The following is a 23,626-nucleotide window of genomic DNA, read 5'->3' as shown; positions in this document are numbered from 1 at the left end:
GCCGTCGTCGTTCTTCTTGTGTGGTCAGGGCTGCTGGTTGATGCGAACAGTGTTTCCGGCGGGATCCCGGAAGGCGCAGTCGCGGATGCCGTACGGCTGGTCGATGGGTTCCTGCACGACGTCCGCCCCGGTTGCCTCGACCTTGGCGAACGCGGCGTCCACATCGGGGGAGGACAGGACGATGGTGGCGTAGGTGCCCTTGGCCATCATCTCGGCGATGGTGCGGCGCTCGTCTTCGGTGATGCCGGGGTCCACCGCGGGCGGGCAGAGGACGATGGAAACGTCCTTCTGGCCGGCGGGGCCAACGGTGATCCAGCGCATGGTGCCGCGGCCCACGTCGTTGCGGATTTCGAAGCCGAGCGCGTCGCGGTAGAAGGCCAGGGACGCGTCCGGATCGGTGGCGGGAAGGAAGGTTGAGGAAATGTTGATGTCCATGCCAGTCATGCTAGTAACGCCTCAGGAGCGGGCGCTTCTCGATTCCTGACCGGTCTGGTGACCTGCTTTTCTACGCACGCGGGGATGCCCGCCGTCGAACGCTCCGCCTCCTGCCTATAGACGCTGGGTGGCATGCCCACCAGTTCGCTGAAGCGGGTGCTGAAGGTTCCCAGCGAGGAACAGCCGACGGCGAAACACACCTCGGTCACGCTCAGGTCGCCTTTGCGGAGGAGCGCCATGGCGCGTTCGATCCGCCGCGTCATGAGGTAGCTGTAGGGCGATTCGCCGTAGGCGAGCTTGAAGCGGCGGCTGAAGTGGCCGGCGGACATATGGATGTCCCTGGCGAGCGACTCGACATCCAGCGGTTGGGCATACTCCCGGTCCATGCGGTCCTTGGCGCGCCGCAGCTGGGTGAGTTCACGCAGGTACGGATCGGCGGGAGGGCTGCTGCTCACAGCTTGATCGTGCTACGCGGCGGGAGGGTTGTCCAGACGTGTGCGAGATCACTGCCTCCCGCGCAAGATCCGCATCTTAAGGAGGGATATGATTATCCCGCCAGCTGGTAGTCCTCGCCCGAACAGGGCTCGAGTAAACGCAGTCTCCGGCCAAAAACAACCTTCACCAGTATTGAATACCCCTGCCCGAAAACTGTGCGGGGCACCCTTGAAAGGACGCCATGGAACTGCTGTGGGAAATCGCCGGCTGGGCAGGCGCTGTGGCGATTCTTAGTGCCTACCTCTCCGTGTCCATGGGCTGGCTGAAAGCCGGGAAGGGCTTCCAGATGGCCAACCTGTTTGGGTCGGTGGCGTTCATCATCAACGGGACGCTTCACGGGGCCTGGCCGTCCGTGGTCACCAACGTCGCCTGGTTCCTCATTTCAGCGGTTGCCCTGGTCCGGATGCAGGCCAGCGAAACGGTGGCCGAACCCGCCGAGCCGGCCCACGTCCAGTACCCCGGCGTTCCGGATTCCACCGGGCAGATGGCTGTCATTGAAGCGGTCGAGGCGCTCACCGGCTCGCTGCCTGTGGTCCCGGCCGCCCCCTCTGCGGCGGATACCCGCCTCGCGGCATAGAACACCCGGCGGCACGCGCGACGGCGGTCGTGCGGGCGGCGTCGATCTTGAATTGATCCTATTGACAGGACAAAGTCCGGCTCTTACCGTTGTTGGAGCGCTCCACTTTTCCCGCGGGGCTTTTCACAGGAGAGATCCCGCATGAAACTCGGCGTCTACAACGCAATCCTGCACGACCGTCCGCTTCCGGAGGCGCTCAAGGTCATCGCCAACTTGGGCCTGACCGGAATCGAACTCAACACCGGCGGCTTCCTGCCCGCGGTCCACGTTCCGAACATTGACGAAATCCTGGAAAGCGACGCTGCCCGGGACGAGTACCTCGCACTGTTTGAAGGCTCGGGCGTCTCCATCGCCGGCCTGAACTGCAACGGCAACCCGCTGCACCCCAACCCGGAGATCGGCCGGAAGCACGCCGAGGACATCCGCCGCTCCATCCGCCTTGCGCACCGCCTGGGGCAGGACCGCGTGGTCACCATGTCCGGACTGCCCGGAGGAGAGCCCGGCGCAACGGTGCCCAACTGGATCGTGAACGCCTGGAACTCGGCAGCCCTGGACGTCCTGGACTACCAGTGGGAGATCGCGGCGGAATTCTGGAAGGACATCGACCAGCTGGCCCGTGAGCTTGACGTCAAGGTGGCCCTGGAGCTGCACCCGCAAAACCTGGTCTTCAACACCGCCGACGTCCGCAAGCTGATCGCCCTGACCGGCGCCACCCATGTGGGCGTGGAACTGGACGCCTCGCACCTGTTCTGGCAGCAGATGGATCCCGTGGCCGTGGTCCGTGAGCTCGGCCCGCTGGTCTTCCAGGCGGCCGCCAAGGACGTCCGCATCAACAAGGAGCACGCCGCGCTGTACGGCGTGCTGGACAACAGCTTCCGCCGGCTCTCCCCGGACGAAGACCGCACCAACCTCGGCGGCGACGAGTGGGCCAACGAATGGCCCAAGGACTCCGCCTGGGACTTCGTGGCCCTCGGACGCGGGCACGACACCGCCTACTGGACCGAGTTCCTGCGCGCCCTGCATGAGGTGGACCCCGACATGTTGGTGAACATCGAACACGAGGACGTTTCGCTGGGCCGCATCGAGGGACTCCAGGTGGCGGCGAAAGTCCTGCGCGACGCCGACGCAGCCCTGCGGGAATCCCTCGTGGGTCAGTAAACGGCAATACCGCAACAGGCCGGCATTCCACAGGGGTGCCGGCCTGATTTGTTGGGTGTGACTCTTCATTACTTCGCCGTGGTGTTGTATGGGTCACATCCATTTGCTTCTGCGGGTCACACCTGACAAACCTTGCATCACATCTTTTGCTTAGCGCTTGTCAGCGCGTGCCCAATGGAGGGACACCACTTATGACTGACGTTCTCTGGTTTTCTGACCTTGGCCTGTCCGACCTTGACCAGGTAGGCGGCAAGAACGCATCGCTTGGAGAAATGGTCCGCAACCTTGCCTCAGCAGGCGTGAAGGTGCCGGACGGGTTCGCCACCACCGCGGACGCTTACCGGACGTTCCTGGCTGAATCCGGGCTTGATTCCCGTATTGAAAGCATTCTCAAGGACCTGGACAGCGGTGACGTGACCGCGTTGACGGTCGCCGGGAAGCAGATCCGGGACCTGATCCGTGAAACCCCGTTCCAGCCCGGTTTCGAAGAGCAGATCCGGTCCGCGTATGAGCGCCTGACCGGCAGCCACGGCGCAGACGTTTCCTGGGCCGTCCGGTCCAGCGCCACCGCCGAGGACCTGCCGGACGCGTCGTTCGCCGGGCAGCAGGAGACCTTCCTGAACATCCGCGGCGTGGACAACATCCTGCTGGCCATCAAGGACGTCTTCGCCTCCCTCTACAACGACCGCGCCATCGCCTACCGGGTGCACCACGGGTTCACCCACTCCGAGGTGGCACTCTCCGCCGGCATCCAGCGCATGGTGCGTTCCGACGTCGGCGCTTCCGGCGTGATGTTCACGATGGACACCGAGTCCGGCTTCAACGATGCCGTGTTCATCACCTCCTCCTACGGCCTCGGCGAAGCCGTGGTCCAGGGCGCCGTGAACCCGGACGAGTTCTACGTCCACAAGCCCGCCCTGGCCGCAGGACGTCCTGCGGTCCTGAAGCGCGGGCTCGGTGAAAAGGCCGTCCAGATGACCTACACGGACTCCGACGAGGTGGGCCGCACCGTGGACTTCGTCCCCGTGCCGCAGGACCTGCGACGCCGCTTCAGCCTCACCGACGACGAGGTCCAGCAGTTGGCCCGCTACGCCCTGGCCATCGAAGCCCACTACGGCCGCCCGATGGACATCGAGTGGGGCAAGGACGGCGTGGACGGTGAGCTCTACATCCTGCAGGCCCGCCCGGAGACCGTAGAGTCCCGCAAGGCCTCTGGCACGATCTCCCGCTACACGCTCTCCGAGCGTTCCGCCGTCCTGGCCGAGGGCCGCGCCATCGGCCAGCGCATCGGCGCCGGCCAGGTCCGCGTGCTCACCTCCATCGACCAGATGGCCTCGTTCCAGGCCGGGGACGTCCTGGTGGCCAACATGACGGACCCGGACTGGGAACCGATCATGAAGAAGGCCGCCGCCATCGTCACCGACCGTGGCGGACGCACCTGCCACGCGGCCATCATCGCCCGCGAACTCGGGATCCCCGCCGTCGTCGGAACCGGGAAGGCCTCGCAGGTCCTCAAGGACGGCGCCCCCGTCACCGTGTCCTGCGCCGAGGGGGAGGCTGGCTTCGTCTACGAAGGCCTGCTGGACTACACGCTGCAGGAAACCAGCCTGGACACCATGCCCGAGGCGCCGGTCAAGATCATGATGAACGTGGGCACCCCGGAGCAGGCCTTCAGCTTCTCCAAGCTTCCCAACCACGGCGTGGGCCTGGCCCGGCTGGAATTCATCATCAACCGCCAGATTGGCATCCACCCCAACGCCCTGCTGGCCGTGGCCGGCGAGGTGGAGCGGCCGGCGTCGCTCTCCGACTACACCGTGCGGCAGATCCGTGAGAAGACCGCTGCCTACGACGGCCCGCGCGACTACTACGTGCGCCGCCTGGCCGAGGGAATCTCCACGATCGCCGCGGCCTTCGCACCGGAACCGGTGATCATCCGGCTCTCCGACTTCAAGTCCAACGAGTACGCCAACCTGCTGGGCGGCCCGGCGTTCGAGCCGTCGGAAGAGAACCCAATGATCGGCTACCGCGGCGCGTCCCGGTACCTCTCGGACTCGTTCCGGCAGGCATTCGAGCTGGAATGCGAAGCGCTGAAGTTCGTGCGCAACGAGATGGGCCTGACCAACATCAAGATCATGGTCCCGTTCGTCCGCACCCTCGACGAGGCCCGCGGCGTCACCGAACTGCTCGCCGAAAACGGGCTGCGCCGGGGCGAGAACGGCCTGGAGATCGTCATGATGTGCGAGCTGCCCGCCAACGCGCTGCTGGCCGACGAGTTCCTGGAGTACTTCGACGGGTTCTCCATCGGCTCCAACGACCTGACCCAGCTCACCCTGGGCCTGGACCGCGACTCGGCGCTGGTGGCAGAGGGCTTCGATGAGCGGAACCCCGCCGTCACCAAGCTCTTGGAAATGGCCATCTCCGCATGCCGGGCTAAAGGCCGGTACGTGGGCATCTGCGGCCAGGGCCCCAGCGACCACCCGGACTTCGCCGAATGGCTGCTGGCCCAGGGAATCAGCTCCATCTCGCTGAACCCGGATGCCGTGACGGAAACCTGGCTGCGCCTGGCGCGGACCGGTTCCGGCGCCCGCTCGGCGGTCTAATGCCGGACGCCTCCTGGCGGGAGACTGCGGGGGCGGGCAGCACGTCCGCCCCCGTGGTGTTCTTTCTTTCGGACAGCACGGGCATCACTGCCGAGACGCTGGGCAACACCCTGCTGACCCAGTTCCCGGCCCAGCACCTGGAACGCCGAAGCATCCCGTTCATCACCACCGTGGACCAGGCGGAGGAGGTGGTGGCGGTCATCGATAAGCTGGCCGCGGCAGGCCCCCGGCCCATCGTCTTCTCCACTACGGTCAGTCTTGATGTCCGGGCCGTCCTGGCCCGCAGCCGCGGCCACTTCTTTGACCTGATCGGTGCGCACATCGGCCAGCTGGAGGAGGCCCTCCATGAGTCGGCCAGCGGCCAGCCGGGGAAGGCCCACGGGGTGGGTGACGCCGTGCGCTACCAGTCGCGGATGGCGGCGGTGGAGTACGCGATAGAGCACGACGACGGCCAGTCGCTGCGCGCGCTGGAGCGCGCCGAACTGATCCTCATCGCGCCGTCGCGCTGCGGCAAGACCCCCACCACCATGTACCTGGCGCTGCAGCACGGCATCCTTGCGGCCAACTTCCCGCTGGTGGAGGAGGATTTCGAAAGCCTTGCGCTGCCGAAGCCGCTGCAGCCGTTCGCGCGCAAGTGCTTCGGGCTGACGTCCTTGCCGGTGCGGCTGAGCCAGATCCGCCAGGAACGCCGGCCGGGGAGCAATTACGCCTCGCTGAACCAGTGCAGTTTTGAGCTGCGCAACGCGGAGGACATGTACCGGGTCAACCGGATCCCGTTCGTGAACTCGGCCTCCATGTCCGTGGAGGAAATCTCTGCCACGGTCCTGCAGAAGATGGAGCTGCACCACTGAGTCGCCGGGGGCGGCTCCTGCCGTTCCACTGAGGTAACCATTCGGCAACGGATCCCGGCTTGCTGGGCCAAGGGCGTGGCCGGCGCGGGCACGCCTTGTAGCGTGGGGCGCGGCCAAACCCAAAAGGTTCTTCTGTTGGACAGCACGCCCCGCCCAAAAAACACCGACCATGATGCCCGGTCCTACCCGGGCCAGGGAACGCTGGTGGAGGGGAGTTACCGGCTGCCCCGGCGGCGGGCGCCGCGGTGGCTGGTGATTGCCGGTGCTTTCGTTGCTGTGCTCCTGGTGGCGGCCGTGGCGTTCGGCGGGTACTGGGCGTTCCGGCTGCAGTCCAATATCAAGTCCGCGGCGCTGGGCGCCGGCGGGCAGCGGTCCGAAGGCCCGGTGGATGACCGGACGGACCGGCTCCAGGTGCTGATCCTGGGCACGGACACCCGGGACGGGAAGAACTCGGCCTACGGGACGGCGGACCAGTCCTCCGGGTACGGGCAGTCCGATGTCATGATGCTGCTGGACATCTCCGCCAACAACCAGGACGTGAACGTCATCAGCTTTCCCCGGGACTTGCTGGTGGATGTGCCGTCCTGCGTTGACCAGGACAGCGGGCGGCAGTTTCCCGCGCGTGCCGGGGCGATGATCAACAGCGCCATGGCGGAGGCGGGGATCGGCTGTGCCGTCGACACTGTCAACGAGGTGACCGGCTTCGAGATCGACCACTTCATGATGGCGGACTTCAACTCGGTGACGGAGCTTTCCAAAGCCGTGGGCGGCGTGGACGTCTGCGTGGACGCCGCGGTGTTCGATCCGGATTCGGGCCTGCGCCTGCCGGAGGGGACCTCCAGCGTGCAGGGGGACCAGGCGCTGGCGTTCCTGCGGACCCGCTACGCGTTTGCGGACGGCGGCGACCTGGGCCGGATCCAGGCGCAGCAGGCGTTCCTGGGGTCGTTGACCCGCAAGCTCAAGGACGAGGGGACTCTGCGGAATCCGCAGAAGGTCTTGAGCATCGCCGACACCGTGACGCGGAACCTGACCGTGGACCAGGGGCTGGCGTCGATTCCGGCGCTGCTGACCATCGCGGACCGGCTCAAAAACATTGACCCCGCGCGGGTGAACTTCATTACCGTGCCCACTGTCCCTGCCGCCGATCCGAACCGGCTGCAGCTCTCTGAACCCGAGGCGAGGAACCTCTTTGCAGCGCTGCGGCAGAGTGCCGACCTTGCCGGGCCGGCGCCTGCCCCGTCCGAGGCTCCGCCGGCAGAGGCGCCTTCGCCCGGGTACGACAAGACGCTGCAGCCGGTACTCATTGCCAACGGCACCACCGTTCCGGGCCGCAGCCACGACCTGACCCCCATCCTCACCGATGCGGGGTTCACGAACCTCAGCCGGATCGAGGCGCAGCCCGCGGACGAGACCACCATCTACTACGGGCCGGAGTTCGACGACGTGGCCGCGGATGTGGCGGCGCTCTTCGGCCTGCCTGCATCCAAAGTCCAGCAGGACCCGTCCGTCTACGGAGTGCAGCTGTACCTGGGCATCGACTTCACGTCCGGGACCAAGCCTTCCGTTGCTGCACCCAGCGCCCGGGACGTGGTAGCCCAGACGGCGGAGGACCAGAAGTGCCAGGCTGTGAACAGCTTGCGGTGACGTGATTGGTGGGCTGCCTGCTGCGCCCGATCTGTCAGGTTGAGGTCTGAGACCTTCCGCTTGGGGTGTCAGATAAAGCTCTGACGGGCCCTGATCCGACGCTCATTTGTCCACTTCCTGACGTCAGGTTGGGGTGTGCTCCATGTGTACAGGCCCCATTCTGTTTACTCAGGTAGCTGCGGTGCGGAATGGTGGATACAGATGTTCAGGTGCTCGCAGCGATTTTGCCTGTGAGCTGTTGGGGTTCGACGTAGACCAAGAACCCTTCTGCTTTCTCATAGATACGGCGTGACTGCCTGCTGTCGGAAATAACCCAGATGGCGGACCCATCGGGCATAGCCTCGTCGACAATCCCGGCGCGGACGATCTTCCCGTTGTGGCGGACCTCGACTGGGGCCCCGATCAGGTCCTCCCAATGGGTGTGTTTGTGTTTCGTCACGTGGTTTGGCTTTCTTCCTTTAAGGCTGGGCGGCCGCCACCTGTGACGGTGGCGGCCAACCTGGGTTTAGTGGCTTGAGCGGGTTTGGCTGCCGCTCGACGGCTTCCTGTAGGGGAAGTCGATGTGCATCTAGGACATGTTGTTGGGACGCTGGCCACGATGTTCTTTGTCAGTAATGACACTCCGATGTCCCTACTGAATACCCAGCCTGATGGAACGTATCTGGGAAGTAGGCTAGAGCTCCACCGACGGCCGAATCCGCCTTGACCGAAGGGTCCCTGCCTTCATTCTTTTAAGCGTCGAGGGCAATTAGACGTGGCAGCGGGGCATGAATGCCGGGCGGGCGGCTTCATGCCGGGCGATGGCTTCAAGGTGGCGTTCGGTGAGGCTGATGTCGTCGTAGCCCATCGTGAGCCGCCACTTTACGTACGGGTCGATGTCAAAGTTAATGACGGTTTCAGCTGTGGTGATTGTCTGGTTGGGCAGGTCCACGGACAGTTTGGTTGCTGGTTCCTGTTCGAGCAGGTTCCACAGGTATTCGACGTCCCGTTCAGTCACCTGCGCGGTTAAGAGGCCTGCTTTGCCGGAGTTGCCCCGAAAGATGTCGGCGAATCGGGAGGAAACGATGACACGGAAGCCGTAGTCGAGAAGGCCCCAGACGGCGTGTTCCCGCGAGGATCCGATGCCGAAGTCGCTGCCGGCAATGAGGATGGATCCGCTCTGGTAAGGCGTGGTGTTAAGGATAAAGTCCGGGTCTTTGCGCCATTCGGCGAAGAGGGCGTCGTCGAAGCCGGCGCGGCTGACGCGCTTCAGGAAGCGTGAGGGGATGATTTGGTCGGTGTCGATGTTGCTGCGGCGCAGGGGAACGCCGGTTCCGGTGTGGGTGGTGAACTGTTGCATGTTTTGTCCTTCTAGTTCAGGTCAGCGGGAGTGGAAATGGTTCCGCGGACAGCCGTTGCTGCTGCCACCGCAGGGGAGACCAAGTGGGTGCGCGCGCCCTGGCCCTGCCGTCCTTCGAAATTGCGGTTGGATGTGGAAGCGCAGCGGTCTCCTGCCCCGACTTGGTCGGGGTTCATGCCCAGGCACATGGAACAGCCGGCAAAGCGCCATTCAGCCCCAGCGGCCTTAAAAACTTCGTCGAGACCTTCCTCCTCAGCCTGGGCCTTGACCTTCATCGATCCTGGCACCACCAGCATGCGCATCCCTGCCTTCACCTTCCGGCCTTGGAGTACTTGGGCCGCGATGCGCAGGTCCTCGATCCGCCCGTTCGTGCAGGAGCCTAGGAAAACGGTGTCGACTTCAACAGATTTCATCGGTGTTCCGGCCTTCAGGCCCATGTATTCCAAGGCCCGTTCGGCTGCGGCCTTGTCACGCTCGTCATCGAAATCCTCAGGGGAGGGGACGCTGCCGGAGATGGGCACGCCTTGTCCGGGGTTGGTTCCCCACGTGACAAATGGGGTGATGGTTGCAGCGTCGAGGGTGACTTCGGCGTCAAAGACCGCGTCCTCGTCGGTGGCAAGGGCCAGCCAGTAGGCGGCTGCGGTGTCCCACTCCTGGCCTTGGGGTGCCCGGGGCCGGCCTTTCAGGTAGTCCAGGGTTACTTGGTCCGGGGCGATGAGTCCGGCCCGGGCACCGGCCTCGATGGACATGTTGCACATGGTCATCCGTGCTTCCATGGTCATTTTTTCGACGGCGGGGCCGCGGTACTCCAGCACGTAGCCTTGACCCCCGCCCGTGCCGATCTGGGCAATCAGTGCGAGGATCACATCTTTAGAGCTGGTGCCTTGGGGCAGGTCCCCCTCGATGGTGACGGACATCGTCTTGAAGGGTTGGGCCGGCAGAGTCTGGGTGGCCAGAACGTGTTCGGCTTCGCTCGTGCCGATGCCAAAGGCAAGGGCACCGAAAGCACCGTGGGTGGATGTGTGGGAATCACCGCACACAATGGTCATGCCCGGTTGGGTCAGTCCGAGTTGGGGTCCAACGACGTGAACAATGCCCTGCTCTATCCCGCCCATGTGGAAGAGTTCAATTCCGAAATCGGTGCAGTTGCGGCGCAGGGTCTGGACCTGCAGCGCGGAAAGCGGATCGGCGATGGGGCGGTCAATGCCGGTTGTGGGCACGTTGTGGTCCTCCATGCCGAGCGTCAGTTCCGGACGTCGGACAGAACGGCCCGCGGTGCGCAGTCCATCGAAAGCCTGCGGGCTGGTGACCTCGTTGATGAGGTGGAGATCGACGTACAGGAGGTCGGGCTCACCGGCCTGTTGGTGGACGACGTGACTGTTCCAGATTTTTTCGGCAAGGGTGTATCCCATGGATGTCTCCTTCTCACGTGCGACCGGTCTGCCGTAGCTGGCCGGTCGCATCCTAAATTTGTGTGCTGGGTGGTGTCGGCGGGTTAGAGCCAGCCGGGAACCAGGATGGCCAGCCAGGCGACGCCTGGCCCGGCGGCGACGACGATGCCGGCGTAGACCAGCATCTGGCGGTAGAACTTGTCCCGGTCGGCTTCATCAACGTTCGCCAGGACCAGGGCCCCGTTGGTGGAGAACGGGCTGACATCCACTACCGTTGCGGCGATGGCCAGGGCGATCACGAATCCGATTGGATCGATGGCTCCGGAGTGCAGGAAGGGCACGGCCAGGGCAAGAGCAACGCTGATGATGCCTACCGAGGAGGCCATGGCTGACGTGATCCCGGCCAGGTAGCACAGCAGCAGGGCTGCTACGAGCGGGATGCCGATCGCGGCGATGCCAGAGCTGACGTAGTCGATGGTGCCGGCCGTTTGCAGGACATTGACGTAGGTCAGTACGCCGGCAATGAGGATGACAGTGGGCCAGCTGACCTTGGTCATGGCTTCCTTGGCAGACTTTGGTGAGACGATGGCGAGCACTGAGGCGATCGTCAGCGACAAGATGCCGACGTCGAGGCCGAACCCGGCGGTGCCAATGGCCAGGGCAGCCAGTCCGGCGAGGGTCAGTTTTTGAAAGGGAGTAGCCCGGTGGGTTGCGGTCAGCTCAGGGAGGGGTGTGAGCACGGCTGTGCCACCAGCCGGGGGAGTAGTCCCATCGGAGGTCACGGTTCCGCGTGACCGAGCCGGCTGCAGCGGTGAACCGCCTGCCAGGGTTGCTTCAGATTGGGAACCGTCCGCGCTGATCTGAACGCCCTTCAGTAGGCGCCCGCCCATGGTCATGTAGACGATCGCGGCGATTAGAAGGTTGAAGGCCAGGGGTACGAGGAACAGCGCAACGGGGTCAACGGGCAGTCCCTCTTTTTCCAGGTATCCATTGATAAAAGCTCCGTAGACGCTGATCGGCGAAAACGCTCCCGCCAGGGCGCCGTGTACCACCATCATGCCCATCATGAGCTGATTGATGCGGTAGCGACGGGCAAAGGGGATGGCCAGCGGGGCCACCACTGCGACGGCGAAGAGGGCTCCTACGGACACCAGGAGGGCGGAGAGTGCGAAGAAGATCCATGGCGCGGCGGCAACTTTGCCTTTGACGGCCTTCAGACTCCATTGCACCAATAGGTCGATGCTTCCGTTTTGCTGAGCGAAGCCGAACAGGAAGGTCAGGCCCATCAGGACGAGGAAAAGTTCGCCGGGAAATCCGGCTACGACCTCGTCGGTGGTCATGCCGGCGAACCCGACGCCGACACCAAAGGCGGCGACAAAAGCCAGTACGCCCATGTTCACCGACCGGACTGTGGCCACAAGGAAGAGAAGGGCTAAGACGATGATGGAGATTAGTTCAGGGGTCATTAGTTGTTTCCCTTAGAAATAACGGGAGTGGGATGCATGGATGCGTTTCCCACCACGGCGGTGTGGTGATGTCGTGCCGGATTCCCAGCACCCGGCTTTCGGGCTGTTGTTGCGTGACACGCTGGGAATCCGGCCGACGTTTCGGGATCTTCCTGGCGATGATGGCGCAGGAAAATGGAGTGGCATCCACCGGGCGATGGACGGCCTTCTCTCGGCACTGGCAAGTCATTTTGACGTTTCGTGGAACAGGGCGGCCGGAGACTAGTTCTCCGGATCTTTCGCTGTCTCCTTAGCGGGCGCCAGTTGCGCAAAGTCTTTGTTCCATAAGCCGGATCCTTTGAAATTGATCCGGTGCAACCCTGATTTCATAACCGGAAGCTTTGTCTATGAGAACCCTCTCCCAGGGGCCTTCCTGGGCCAGCCACACCATGGTTCCATCGGCTGTGGCAGCGTCGACGAACCCGCCCCTTACAAAGGCACCATCACGGAGGACTTCGACCGTTGACCCTTCGAGCCTTGACCAGTCGTGGTACGGATAGGTTCTGAGCGGGCCGACATGCGGCATATCTGTCATGACGCGCCCCCTGGTGAATCATTTCCGGCCCTGGTGTCGGCGGGCCGCCTTCCGTTGGCTTCCGGGAACGCGGCCTTTACGGGCGGGTTGGGCTTGGCGGTCAGCTGTCGTACCCGGTCGAGACCATAGAATTGCTGCATGGCTGTCGAGAACATGCAGGGACCCGCACCTCTTCTGGTTTTAGCGAAGATTAGTGACATTCTGGATTCCTTTTCGTTGGCGCGACCCGAGCTGACTCTTGCTCAGGTTCGGGAGTCAACTGGCCTTCCCACGTCGACTGTCCAGCGGTTGGTGGGAAACCTTGTTGCTCAGGGCTTTCTTGACCGGGTTGATGACAAGTACAGGGTCGGCGTGAAGATGTCCTACTGGGCCGCCCCGGCATCTCATGGGGTCGAACTGATCGAGATCATCAAGCCGGTCCTTCAGGAGTTACGGGACAGGTTGGGCGAAACCGTCTGCTTTTTCCAGACGTCCATGGAGTACAGGGTGTGCGTCGCCATGGCTGAAACGCGACATATGCTTCGGCGTGATATGGCTGTAGGGCGGATCCTCCCCTTACATGCCGGGTCCGCCGGCCGGGTTCTGCTGGCCTGGGACCCTGAAGTGGCCGACAGGGTTCTGTCTACCCGGTTGGACCAGCTCACGGAAAGCACCATCACCGACACGGAGTCGCTGAAGGCTGCGATTCATCAGACGCGTTCGGACGGGTACGCGCTGACGACAGGGGAACGCGAGTCGGGTGCGAGCGGGTTGTCCGCTCCTGTTTTTAACCCGCAGGCAGACCTCGTCGGTGCACTGACGATCATGGGTCCCACTCTCCGGATGCCGCTGGAGGTGTGCGAGCAGTGGGTGGAGGATCTGCTGGAGGGAGCAGAGCGGATCACCCGGATGATCGGCGGGCGCCTGCCGTCGACAGGCGCCCTTCCTGCCGCCCGGAAGCTTAGCTCGGCATAACCCACTGGAAGGCGGACGCTTTCGAGCGGGCCCCAAGGGCTGACTTGGACCTGTTGTCCTCGTGCAGTTCGCTGGTGATTGATTCGCCCAGCCGGACCAGGTCAGCGAAGTTCTTCGGATTCAACCAGTCCGGGCGAAGGCCGAAGAGCAGGTCTTCTGTGGAGGTGTTTCCCGAGGCGCCCGGGGCGAACGGGCAGCCGCCCAGCCCTCCTAGTGCACCGTCGATGGTCGTCGCTCCAGCGTCAAGGGCGGCGATCGCGTTGGCGACCCCCATGCCCCAGGTGTCGTGTCCGTGGAACACTACTCCGAGGCCAGGGGCAGCGGCCCGCACTTTGCCTATCAGGTCGCTCACTTGTTCCGGGACTGCATGCCCGAGAGTGTCGCAGATGACGACGTCGCTGACACCGTCAGCCCTGGGGTCTTCCACGAGCTTCAAGACCCGGCCTGGGTCGATGTCGCCTTCAAAAGGACAGGTGAACGAGGTGGCGAGGCACAACTGCAGGGCCACATCTGCTGCGCGGGCGTACTCCAACGCCTGAGGCAGAGCTGCCATGCTCGCCTCTGTGGTCCGGCCGATGTTGGCTTGGTTGTGGGCGTCGGAGACGCTGAGGCAGTACTGCATGTTCACCGCTCCGGCAGCTGCCGCTTTCTCGACGTGCCGGGGGGTGGCCACCCATATCCAGCACTTCTCCAGTTCTTCGGGAGTCAGGGCACTGATCAGCTCCAGAGTATTGGCCATCGGTGGCACCAGGTCGGGTCGTGCCATGGAACCAATTTCTATTGCCGGCACGCCCGCGGCCAGCAGCGAGCGGACAATCTCCGCTTTACGTTCGGTGGAGAGCATTCCCCCGGTGAGTTGCAGCCCGTCGCGCAGGGTCACGTCCCTGAGCTGAAAATCAATCCTCGTGTTCATACCGTTTCCATTTCCATTTTGACTATCAGCGCTTCGGCCTGCTCGGCGGTTTTTCCCAGTACCCGTTCAAGGACGTCTTTGGTGTCCGCGCCGAGGTCCGGGCCGAGGTTCCTGATCGGTAGTGATTGCCCATCGATGACTGGGATGACCCCGGGGAACGCGACATTGGAGACAGTTTCCTCGCCGGTTGAGACGTCAAACCTTTGGATCATGTTCCGTGCCGCGTACTGCTCATCGGCGACGATGTCGGCGGCGGTGTAGATGGGACCGGCAGGGACACCTGCGGCGTCAAGAGCGGCAAGAGCTTCCTTAGTGGTCAGGTGTCGTGTCCACTCGCCAATGGCCGCGTCGAGCTCGTCCCGCCGCTCCCAGCGGTCGGCGTTGGTTTGCAGCCCCGGGTCGTTGCCCAGGTCCGGCCGGCCGATGACGTCCATGTAGCGCTTGAAGATACCATCGCCGTTGCCGGCGACGACGATGCTGCCGTCCAGGCACAAGTAGGCGTTCGAGGGGGCGATTCCTTCCATGCGTCCACCCGTGCGCTGGCGTTTGATGCCAAAGGCCGTGTGGTCGGGAATCAAGGACTCCGTGACCGAGAGCATTGCCTCGTTCAGGGCAATGTCCATCATCCGGTGGGTCAGGGGAATAGGAGTCTTCCCGCGCTTGATCTCACGCTCGAACAGTGCCATGACGGACCCGAATGCCGCGTAGAGGCCCGCGATCGTGTCGCCGATGGAAACTCCGACCCTCACTGGGGGACGGTCGGGGTCGCCGACAAGCTCACGGAAGCCGCCGAAGGCTTCGGCGACGGCGGCGAATCCTGGACGTGATGCCATGGGTCCTGTCTGGCCGAATGCCGAGATCCTGGTGAGGATCAGGTCAGGATTGGCTTCATTCAGCACCTCCGGCCCGAGGCCCCATTTTTCCAAGGTGCCGGGGCGGAAGTTTTCCAGCACGATGTCTGAGGCTGCGGCGAGTTCCAGGACCAGCTGACGTCCTTCCTCGGTCCGCAGGTCGATAACAACGGATTTCTTGTTCCGGTTAATGGTCCGGTAAAGCATCGACGTGTCGCCGGCGTAGAGCCGCCAGTTTCGGAGTTCATCCCCGGTACGGGGGCGTTCGACCTTGATGACTTCTGCCCCGAAGTCGGCGAGCATGCGCCCGGCTGTGGGGGCGGCGATGTAGTTACCCAGTTCCAGAACGCGGACACCCTGAAGCGGGGCCACGGTGGTGTTGATAGTCATTGGTGGTCTTCCTTCTTAGATGAAGATGCTGAGGACGAGGGTGAATCCGAGGGCGATGACGGATGCCACGGAGACGCCCAAGGTGCAGCTCTTCAGGGTTCCGCGGGTTGTCTGGCCGAGCATGGATTGCAGCAGCCAGAAGGTGTTGGACGTGACGTGAACGACGAACAGCGATCCTGCCCCTGCGGCCAGCGCCAGCAGGACTGGGTTGATGCCCAGTGCGGGGGCGATGGGGGCAAGCAAACCGGCAGCCGTGATGGCTGAAATTGATACTGAACCGACGGCGATGTGCAGGACTGCAGCGATGACCCAGACGACCAGGAGCGGGGCAACGGAGGATGCAGTGAAGTACTTGCCGAGGATGTCTCCCATTCCGCTTGTTGCGACCATTGCGGCAAGCGAACCGCCCGCGCCGGTGAGGATCAGAATCTGTCCGGATTCTTTGAAGCCGTTGGCAACGGCAGCCTCGACCCGCTTCGTGCCGATGGTCAGCCGCGCTACGAGGCTGGTCCCCAGGAGGCCGATAAGCAGGGCCACCACGGGCGTTGACAGGAAGCCTGCGATGTCGTTGGTGATGCCGGCCATTTTGAGGAAGGCGCCGGAAGCAATGAGCACGAGGGAAAGGAGCATGGGACCGAACATGACCAACAGTCCCGGCTCACGGGAGGTCTTGGTTCCCGGGGTGCGGACGTCGTGAGGCAGCAGGCCGACGCGGCTGGACGTTGGGCCGGACGCCGGAGCAGCACCCGGGGTAGCGGCGGTTGTTGATTTCCCGTGCTCTGGGGATCCGCTGTGATCGTGTGCGTGGGTGTGAGTGTGGACGACCATCCCGTCGCTGTCTTCCAAGGCGGGGGATTCCTCTACAACCGGTTCTTCGTCCGTCTCGGTCTTCCACAGTCCCCGGTGGATGAAGAAGTTCATGATCATGATCGAGACGATGATCGTGGGAATGATGACCAGGAGGCCGAAGATGAGCATTTCGCCCAGAGGTACCTGCAGGAGGCCGGCCAGCGCAACGGTGGCGACGCCGGGGACCATGAGAACAATGCCGCACTCCAGGCTGATTGCCATGGCGGTCGCCATTTTCGCAGTGCCGAACTTGCCCAGCTTCGGCGCGATCCGGCGTGCCAGAGGTGCGCTCATTACCAGAAGGACGTCCAGGAAAATCGACTGCAGCAAGGTGCCGATGGTCAGACCGAGAGCATAGGGCACTCCCTTGGGTCCGAAGACGCGCAGCAACTTATCCACGAGTTTCGAGATCGCGCCCATTTCGTTAAGGATCGCGCCCATCAGGACGCCCCACGCGATGAGCAAGCCGACCTTTGTCATGATGTCGCCGAAGCCAGTCATCGCAGTCTTCGTAGTTTCGGCCGCGCCTAAACCGGTCAGCAGGCCCAACGCCAAGGCACCAATAACCAGCGACATTGCCGGATTAAGGCGGAAGCGAAGGATCATCACGACGATCCCGACGATCACCGCCCCCGTGATGCCAAGTATTTGCCAATCTTCCATGAAAAATCCTCCATTGGATCCATGCTCAAAGTCGTAATGTGAATCACACTCCTACAATATGAGCATAAACCCACCATGTGAGTCAATCGTCAGTTACTGGAAGACTGTCTATGAGTTCTGGATGAGTGGCGAGAGGTTGGATGGCAGGCCGGCTAAGGGCTTTTGCGTCCGGGCCGTCCGGATAGCAGTTCTGTCGCGTGTGTTTTAAGCAGCTAACTGGCGCGCAAACGCTTCTCCAACCGGAAGGCAACCAGCGAGGCTCCCGCGCCGGCTGCCGCGGCCACCGCGGCCAGGGTCCAGCCAACGCCGGGCGGGAACCGGGAGAAAACGATCCCGAACAGCAAAGGCCCCAGCGTTCCACCGATGTATGTGCCGCTCTGGGTGATCCCGGTGGCCTGGACGGTGAACCGGTGGGCCGTGCGCGACACCACGTAGTGGGCCAGGCCGTTCCACCCCCAGCCCAGCCCGAACGCAACTACGGCTCCGGCCGCGTAGGCTGTCGGGGCTCCAGACGCCATACCGAGCAGTCCCAGGCTCCCGGCCGCCATCATCAGGGCCACCGTGGCCATCGAACCGCCGACGCCGCGGTCCGCCGCGATCCCTACCAGCGGGCGCGCCAGGATCCCGGCCACGCTCGCCGCACCGAGCAGCAGGCCCGCGCCGGCGGCATCAAACCCCGCCTGCACGGCCATGGACACGGTGAACGCCCCCACCACGTTGGCCTGCCCGGCTCCCAGGGCGCTGGCCACCGCCGTCGCGAACAGGAACTGCTTCAGCTTCCGCGGCAGGGGTTCTCGGGCAGCTTCACCCAAACGCCGGGGGCCAGGGGCGCCGCGGGGCAGGGTGCGCAGCAGCACCGGGACCAAGGCCGCCGCGAGCAGCGCGGCCAGCGCAAACGTCCAACTCCACCCGACGGTGAGCGCAAACACCGGGACGGACAGGCCGGCGGTGAGAGTCGCCGTCGGAATCGCGGCCTGCTTAAGGCCGAACGAGAAGGCGCGGTTGCGCACCGACACCTGGTCCACGATCAGGCCGTTGGACAGCGGATGGATCAGGGCGTTCGCCGCGCCGGCAACACCCAGCCAGGCGATCAGCCACGCCCAGTGCGGCGTGACAAACGCGATCCCGGCCAGCGCCACAAACCCCAGCCCGACGGCGAGCGGCACCCCGCGGCGGAGCCCCAGTCCGCCCGCCACAAAGCCGGCCGGGGCGGACAGCAGTGCCGAGACCGCCCAGAACGTGGCCACCGCGGCACCCAGCGCCGACGGCGTCATGCCCAGGTCCTGCTCGAGCTGGACTGCCAGTCCGCCGACCAGAAACACCGGCAGCACCGCCACCACGGTGGTTAGCGCGGCGATCGCAGTGGCCCGCTGCCCCGGCCGGCGCGTCGAATTTCGGACAGGTTCGACGGCGGCCCGCCTCACCGCGCGGAGCCCGGCGTCACGCCCGCCGCGTCGTCCTGGACGACGGCGTCACCGGCCAGCATTGTCCGGCCGCCGGTCCGCACCTGGGCCAGCAGGCCGCCGGCAGCGAGGACGGCACGCTCGGCCGGCGAGAAGTCGAGCCCCAGCACCAGTTCCGCGTCCCCGTCCACCCGGGCGGTGACAGAAGGAGCGCCGGACGCCACGGCATCGGCAAGCCCTTCGATCACCCACCGCTGCCCGGTTGAACTGTGCTGCCCGGTTGAGCTGTGCGCACCGGCAGGCAGGACCAGCGGCACAATCCCCGCCGCGATGAGGTTGCGGCGGTGGATCCGGGCGTAGCTGCCGGCGGCGACCACCCGGACGCCCAGATACAGCGGGATCAGCGCGGCATGCTCCCGCGATGACCCCTGCCCGTAGTTCTCCCCGCCCACAATGATCCCGCCGCCCCACTCGAGCGCGCGGTCATGGAATCCGGGGTCCAGGCGGCGGAACATAAACCGCGCGCAGACGGCGATGTTGGACCACACCGACATCGCGATCGCACCGTCCGGGGCCATGTCACCGGTGGAGATGTCGTCCCCGACGGCGATCAGCACCCGCGCGTCCAGGTCCGCCGGCAGCGGGGCGGGCTGCGGCGGCGGGACCAGGTTGCTGCCCCGCTCGATCTCAATGGTCCGCCGACTCTCCAGCGGCAGGACGCCGGCGATGTGCAGGTCATGGACCTCCGGATGCGGAGGCGCGGCGGGGCGGAGTTCGCCGCGGCTGACTGTGGAGGCGTCCACGATGGCGCCTTCCAGCGCACTCGCGGCAGCGGTCGACGGCGAACACAGGTACACGGCGTCCTCCGCCGTTCCGCTGCGGCCGGGGAAGTTGCGGTTGAACGTGCGCAGCGACGGCGTACCCTCCGTCGGTGCCTGGCCGATGCCCACGCAGGGGCCGCACACCGGCTCGAGCATCCGCGCCCCGGCCTGCATCAGGTCTTCATAGACCCCGGACGCGATGATCGTCTGCAGGATCTGCCGTGACCCAGGTGTCACCGTGAGCTGGACGGCTGGATGGACGGTGTGCCCCTTGAGGATGGCCGCCACGGTGGCCAGGTCCTCGTAGGAACTGTTCACGGAGGAACCGACGCAGACCTGCACCACCTCGGTGCGCGGCAGTTCGGACACCGGACGGACGTTGCCGGGTGAATGCGGGAGCGCCACGAGCGGAACGAGCGCTGAGAGATCAAGCCGCTCGCCGTCGTCGTACGTTGCTCCGGCGTCCGCCGCCAGCGGGACGAACTGGTCCTCGCGGCCGTGGGTCCGGAGCCAGGCGCCGGTCTGGTCGTCGGAGGGGAAGACGGCCGTGGCGGCACCGGTTTCTATGATCATGTTGCAGATGGTGGCGCGCGCGGAGACGGACAAGGATGCCAGGCCCTCGCCGTAGAACTCGAATACCTTCCCGCGGCCGCCGCGCACGCCGTGGCGGCGCAGGAGTTCCAGCACCACGTCCTTGGCCTCGGCATTGGGTCCCAGCGTTCCCGTCAGTTCAACGCCCACGACGGCGGGGCACACGAAGTCGAAGCCGTAGCCCGCCATCGCCACGGCCACCTCCAGCCCGCCGGCGCCGAGCGCGAACATGCCCAGGGCGCCCGCCGTAGAGGTATGTGAATCCGCGCCCACCAGCACTTGGCCCGGCCGGGAGAAATGCTCCAGGTGGATGTAGTGGGAGATGCCGTGCCCGGCGGGGGAGTAGCGCAGCCCGTAGCGGGCGGAGAAGGTGCGGAGGTAGTGGTGGTCCTGCATGTTCTTGTCGTCGATCTGCAGGACGTTGTGGTCCACGTACATGACTGCCAGCGGCACCGCGATGGAGTCCACGCCGAGCATCTCGAACTGCATGGCGGCCATGGTTCCGGTGGCGTCCTCGATGAGGATCTGGTCCACGGCGATGGTGATGTCCGCGCCGGGCTTCAGCTCGCCGGACGCGAGATGGCGGGCCAGGATCTTGTGGGTGAGTGTCTGGGACATGGCGGCTGGTCTCCTCAAGCAAAGCGCCTTAACGTGCCAGGCACGCCATCCGCACCGGATGGCGTGCCTGCGGGTTGGGGCTACTCTACGAATTCGTTGGTGTAGGTGTCCTCGAGCTTGATGTCCTTGTCCCCGACCTCCGGGTTGGCCACCCGCTGGGTCTTCAGGACCGCCTCGACGCCATTCTCCGTAAAGGACCCGTCCTTGCTCAGCGTTTTCTTCAGGTCCTCGATGACCTTGGCGTAGAGCTCCTTGTCACCGCCGGCGAACTTCTCCGGCATTTCCGCGGCGATCTCCTCGCCGGAGTGGCTGTCGATGAACTCCAGCGTGCGCTTGATCGCCTTGGCGAGCTTGCCCGCGGTGTCCTTGTTCTGCTCCAGCCAGTCGGTCTTGGCGTAAAGGGACGCTGACGGCCAGGCGTCGGTGTCGAAGACTTCCTTCAGCCCTTCCTCGGTCCGGACGTCTTCCAGAATGACCGGATCGTGGCCGATCCGCTTGGTGAGCACAGAGATGTCCGGCTCCAGCATCACCGCGGCATCCACCTGGTTCTGCTCCATGGCCGCCACGGCGGAGGATCCGGCGCCAATGGCCGACACCGCGGCATCGGTCTGCTGCATGCCGCTCTCTACCAGCAAGAACTTCACGAACATGTCGGTGGAGGACCCAGGCGAGGTCACGCCGACGTTCTTGCCCTTGAGGTCCGCGATCGACTTGATCTGGCCCTCGTTCTTGGGCGCCACCAGGAGGGCGAGGCCCGAGGACCGGCCCATGTCCACGAACGCCTTGATGGGCTGGTTTTTGGCCTGCATCTGGATGGTGTGCTCGTAGTAGCCGCTGGTGACGTGCGTGCTGCCGCCGATCATCGCGGTAAGCGCCTTCGAGCCGCCCTGCAGGTCCTGCAGTTCGACGTTCACGCCCTCCTCCTCGTAGTAGCCCAGTTCCTGGGCCAGCGTGGTGGGAAGGTAGGTCAGCAGCGTTTGGCCGCCGACGCCGATAATTACCTTGGAGCCATCGCCGCCGCCGGCGGCACCGGTGCCGCCCTGGCCGGGCGGTGCCGAGGCGGGGGCGCCGCAGGCGGAGAGGGCGAGGGCCACGGAGGCGAGGACAGTCAGCGGGCGGAAGAGGCCCCGGCGCCGGTGCCGGGTTTCGTTCGAAGTCATGGGGATTCCCTTTCAGGAGGTGGATGGGGTTAGGAGGAGCGGACCGGGCGCCACCTGAGGAGGTGCCGTTCGAGGCGGTTGACCAGGAGGTCGATGATGAGGACCACGAACATCAGAATGAACATGCCGGCGAAGACGCCCTTGGTGTCGAAGACACCCTGGGCCTGGGCGATGGCGTAGCCCACGCCGGCGGACGCCCCGAGGTATTCACCCACCACCGCGCCGGTGATGGCGAAGCCCACGCTGATGTGCAGACTGGAGAAAATCCACGTCAGGGCGCTGGGGATGAAGACGTGGCGGAGGAGCTGCTTCTCGCTGGCTCCAAGCATCTTGGCGTTGTCTACCAGGACCCGGTCCACGCTCTTGACGCCTTCAAGGGTGTTGAAGAAGACGATGAAGAACACCAGGGTGAAGCCGAAGGCCACCTTGGACCAGATGCCCAGGCCGAACCACAGCAGGAAGATCGGGGCCAGCACCACGCGGGGCAGGGCGTTGAACATCTGCAGGAACGGGTCCAGGAGCCGCTCAAGGAACCGGACCCTGGCCAGCAGGAAGCCCAGCACCAGGCCGGCCGCCGCGCCGGTGAGGAAGGCGAGGATCGATTCCTGCAGGGTGATCCACAGGTGCGGGAAGACGAAGCCGCTGGAGATCCAGACCCAGACGGTCATGAGGATGTCGGAGGGGAGCGGGAAGAAGAACGGGTCGATAACGCCGACTCGTCCCAGCAGTTCCCACGCGCCGAGGACGATGGCGGCGAGGGCCAGTTGCCCCATCCTGATGGAGAAGTTCGAGGCTTCGGACCGCTTGCGCTTGGGGCGCTGGGCCACCGCCGCATCCCGGTCCTTCCGGAGGGGAAAGCGTTGTGTGTTCTTGGAAGCTGGTGCCACTGTCATGCTGCGTCGCTCTCTTCTTCTTCCCGAGCTGATTCATAGGTTTTGGATACCTCGACCTTGAGGCGTCCCCAGATTTCCCTGTGGAGCTCCACGAACTTGGGATCGTCCCGAATGTCCAGGAGGTCGCGGGGGCGGGGGATGTCGATCTCGTAGCTGCCGACGACGGTGCTGCCCGGACCGGCACCAAGGATGACCACCTCGTCGGAGAGGGCAATGGCCTCGTCCAGGTCGTGCGTGATGAAGACGACGGCTTTGTCCGATTCCTGCCAGAGCTGGAGGAGTTCGTTCTCCATGATCTGCCGGGTCTGGACGTCCAGCGCAGAGAACGGCTCGTCCATCAGCAGGATGTCCGGGTTCACGATCCAGGCCTGGGCGACGGCCGTGCGCTTGCGCATGCCGCCGGAGAGCTGATGCGGGTAGCGGTCAGCGAAGTTCTTCAGACCCACCTTCTCCAGCCATCGGCGTGACTCGTCGTAGGCCTCAGCCTTGGAAACCCCGGCCATGGTGAGCCCGAGGCTGACGTTGTCGATCACCGACTTCCAGGGCAGTAGGGCGTCCTGCTGGAACATGTAGGAGGCGCGGCGGTTGACCCCATGGACGGGCTCACTGAAGCTATGGACAGTGCCCGAAGAAGGATTCAGGAGGCCCGCTGCCATGTTGAGGATCGTGGACTTACCCGATCCCGTTGGCCCGACGATGGAGACGAATCGTCCGGGTTCAACCTTGAGGTCAATATCCCGGACAGCGAAGTATGATCCGCCGCCGGGAGTTGCAAACTCCTTGGTGCATCCGTTCAGTTCAACCGCGTAGTTCGATGATCCTGGCTGTGAGGGTTGCGTCATTGCTAATCTCCCGACTAACCACATTGTGAGTTGATGGTCATATAATGGTTGGTAGGCTAACAGTAACGTGCGTCACACTACAAGGGTGAGTTGAACCCAACTGCTGCACCTCGGTCACACATCCCGGTTCTGATCTGCGGCAGTAAGG

The 23,626-nt window shown here is 64.4% G+C and carries 20 protein-coding genes; 6 read left to right on the top strand and 14 right to left on the bottom strand.

Annotated elements, in window-relative coordinates:
* Window positions 1-24: 24 nt before the first annotated feature.
* Both AS031_RS12240 and AS031_RS12235 read right to left on the bottom strand, forming a co-directional pair.
* Window positions 25-444 (bottom strand): VOC family protein, encoded by a 420-nt coding sequence (locus AS031_RS12240; RefSeq protein ID WP_058268418.1) that lies wholly within the window; start codon window positions 442-444, stop codon window positions 25-27.
* A complete protein-coding gene (locus AS031_RS12235) occupies window positions 441-890 on the bottom strand; it encodes a helix-turn-helix transcriptional regulator (RefSeq protein WP_058268417.1) in 450 nt (149 codons plus the stop codon). The genes AS031_RS12240 and AS031_RS12235 overlap by 4 nt, the downstream gene beginning before the upstream one ends.
* A 221-nt stretch (window positions 891-1,111) precedes the next feature.
* Between AS031_RS12235 and AS031_RS12230 the strand changes: the two genes are divergently transcribed.
* The 5 genes from AS031_RS12230 (at window position 1,112) to AS031_RS12210 (ending at window position 7,760) form a co-directional block, all read left to right on the top strand.
* Entirely contained in the window at window positions 1,112-1,507 is a 396-nt protein-coding gene (locus tag AS031_RS12230; protein WP_058268416.1) for a CBU_0592 family membrane protein, read from the top strand.
* A 141-nt stretch (window positions 1,508-1,648) separates the two neighbouring features.
* Window positions 1,649-2,665: a sugar phosphate isomerase/epimerase family protein gene (locus AS031_RS12225; protein ID WP_058268415.1), complete on the top strand. Its 1,017-nt coding sequence runs from the start codon at window positions 1,649-1,651 to the stop codon at window positions 2,663-2,665.
* A 191-nt stretch (window positions 2,666-2,856) separates the two neighbouring features.
* Window positions 2,857-5,265: a phosphoenolpyruvate synthase gene (gene ppsA, locus AS031_RS12220; RefSeq protein ID WP_058268414.1), complete on the top strand. Its 2,409-nt coding sequence runs from the start codon at window positions 2,857-2,859 to the stop codon at window positions 5,263-5,265.
* Window positions 5,265-6,116: a pyruvate, water dikinase regulatory protein gene (locus tag AS031_RS12215; RefSeq protein ID WP_058268413.1), complete on the top strand. Its 852-nt coding sequence runs from the start codon at window positions 5,265-5,267 to the stop codon at window positions 6,114-6,116. The genes ppsA and AS031_RS12215 overlap by 1 nt, the downstream gene beginning before the upstream one ends.
* A 135-nt stretch (window positions 6,117-6,251) precedes the next feature.
* Entirely contained in the window at window positions 6,252-7,760 is a 1,509-nt protein-coding gene (locus AS031_RS12210; RefSeq protein ID WP_058268412.1) for an LCP family protein, read from the top strand.
* A 205-nt stretch (window positions 7,761-7,965) separates the two neighbouring features.
* On the opposite strand, the gene AS031_RS12205 is transcribed toward AS031_RS12210, so the two are convergent.
* The 4 genes from AS031_RS12205 to AS031_RS12190 form a co-directional block, all read right to left on the bottom strand.
* Window positions 7,966-8,199, bottom strand: a complete 234-nt coding sequence (locus tag AS031_RS12205; protein ID WP_058268411.1) for a hypothetical protein — start codon at window positions 8,197-8,199, stop codon at window positions 7,966-7,968.
* 309 nt (window positions 8,200-8,508) lie between these two features.
* Window positions 8,509-9,099, bottom strand: coding sequence for a 3-isopropylmalate dehydratase small subunit (leuD, locus tag AS031_RS12200; protein WP_058268410.1), 591 nt, complete (start codon window positions 9,097-9,099; stop codon window positions 8,509-8,511).
* 11 nt (window positions 9,100-9,110) lie between these two features.
* Window positions 9,111-10,511 (bottom strand): 3-isopropylmalate dehydratase large subunit, encoded by a 1,401-nt coding sequence (leuC, locus tag AS031_RS12195; protein ID WP_058268409.1) that lies wholly within the window; start codon window positions 10,509-10,511, stop codon window positions 9,111-9,113.
* 83 nt (window positions 10,512-10,594) lie between these two features.
* Window positions 10,595-11,956, bottom strand: coding sequence for an SLC13 family permease (locus AS031_RS12190; protein ID WP_058268408.1), 1,362 nt, complete (start codon window positions 11,954-11,956; stop codon window positions 10,595-10,597).
* A gap of 712 nt (window positions 11,957-12,668) precedes the next feature.
* Between AS031_RS12190 and AS031_RS12185 the strand changes: the two genes are divergently transcribed.
* Window positions 12,669-13,484, top strand: a complete 816-nt coding sequence (locus AS031_RS12185) for an IclR family transcriptional regulator (RefSeq protein WP_058268407.1) — start codon at window positions 12,669-12,671, stop codon at window positions 13,482-13,484.
* On the opposite strand, the gene AS031_RS12180 is transcribed toward AS031_RS12185, so the two are convergent.
* From AS031_RS12180 to AS031_RS12145, 8 genes are all read right to left on the bottom strand, one after another.
* Window positions 13,471-14,397 (bottom strand): hydroxymethylglutaryl-CoA lyase, encoded by a 927-nt coding sequence (locus AS031_RS12180; protein ID WP_058268406.1) that lies wholly within the window; start codon window positions 14,395-14,397, stop codon window positions 13,471-13,473. The two genes, AS031_RS12185 and AS031_RS12180, sit on opposite strands and share 14 nt — an antisense overlap.
* Window positions 14,394-15,638: a CaiB/BaiF CoA transferase family protein gene (locus AS031_RS12175; protein ID WP_058268405.1), complete on the bottom strand. Its 1,245-nt coding sequence runs from the start codon at window positions 15,636-15,638 to the stop codon at window positions 14,394-14,396. The genes AS031_RS12180 and AS031_RS12175 overlap by 4 nt, the downstream gene beginning before the upstream one ends.
* Before the next feature lie 15 nt (window positions 15,639-15,653).
* Window positions 15,654-17,114, bottom strand: coding sequence for a GntP family permease (locus AS031_RS12170; RefSeq protein WP_323338470.1), 1,461 nt, complete (start codon window positions 17,112-17,114; stop codon window positions 15,654-15,656).
* A gap of 248 nt (window positions 17,115-17,362) precedes the next feature.
* Entirely contained in the window at window positions 17,363-18,490 is a 1,128-nt protein-coding gene (locus tag AS031_RS12165; RefSeq protein WP_257122384.1) for an MFS transporter, read from the bottom strand.
* 80 nt (window positions 18,491-18,570) lie between these two features.
* A complete protein-coding gene (locus AS031_RS12160; RefSeq protein WP_082642001.1) occupies window positions 18,571-20,583 on the bottom strand; it encodes an aconitate hydratase in 2,013 nt (670 codons plus the stop codon).
* Between the two features lie 80 nt (window positions 20,584-20,663).
* A complete protein-coding gene (locus AS031_RS12155) occupies window positions 20,664-21,743 on the bottom strand; it encodes an ABC transporter substrate-binding protein (protein ID WP_058268402.1) in 1,080 nt (359 codons plus the stop codon).
* A 29-nt stretch (window positions 21,744-21,772) separates the two neighbouring features.
* Window positions 21,773-22,636 carry an ABC transporter permease gene (locus tag AS031_RS12150; protein WP_218918359.1) on the bottom strand — a complete coding sequence of 288 codons (864 nt, stop codon included), beginning with the start codon at window positions 22,634-22,636 and terminating at the stop codon, window positions 21,773-21,775.
* On the bottom strand, window positions 22,633-23,478 hold the full coding sequence (locus AS031_RS12145; protein ID WP_058268401.1) for an ABC transporter ATP-binding protein: 846 nt from the start codon (window positions 23,476-23,478) through the stop codon (window positions 22,633-22,635). Before AS031_RS12145 ends, AS031_RS12150 begins: the two co-directional genes overlap by 4 nt.
* Window positions 23,479-23,626: the final 148 nt, after the last annotated feature.

The organism is Pseudarthrobacter enclensis (assembly GCF_001457025.1).
GTDB classification, from domain to species: domain Bacteria; phylum Actinomycetota; class Actinomycetes; order Actinomycetales; family Micrococcaceae; genus Arthrobacter; species Arthrobacter enclensis.
Note: the sequence above shows the minus strand (reverse complement) of the source record. Positions and strands in the feature narration are given on the sequence as shown.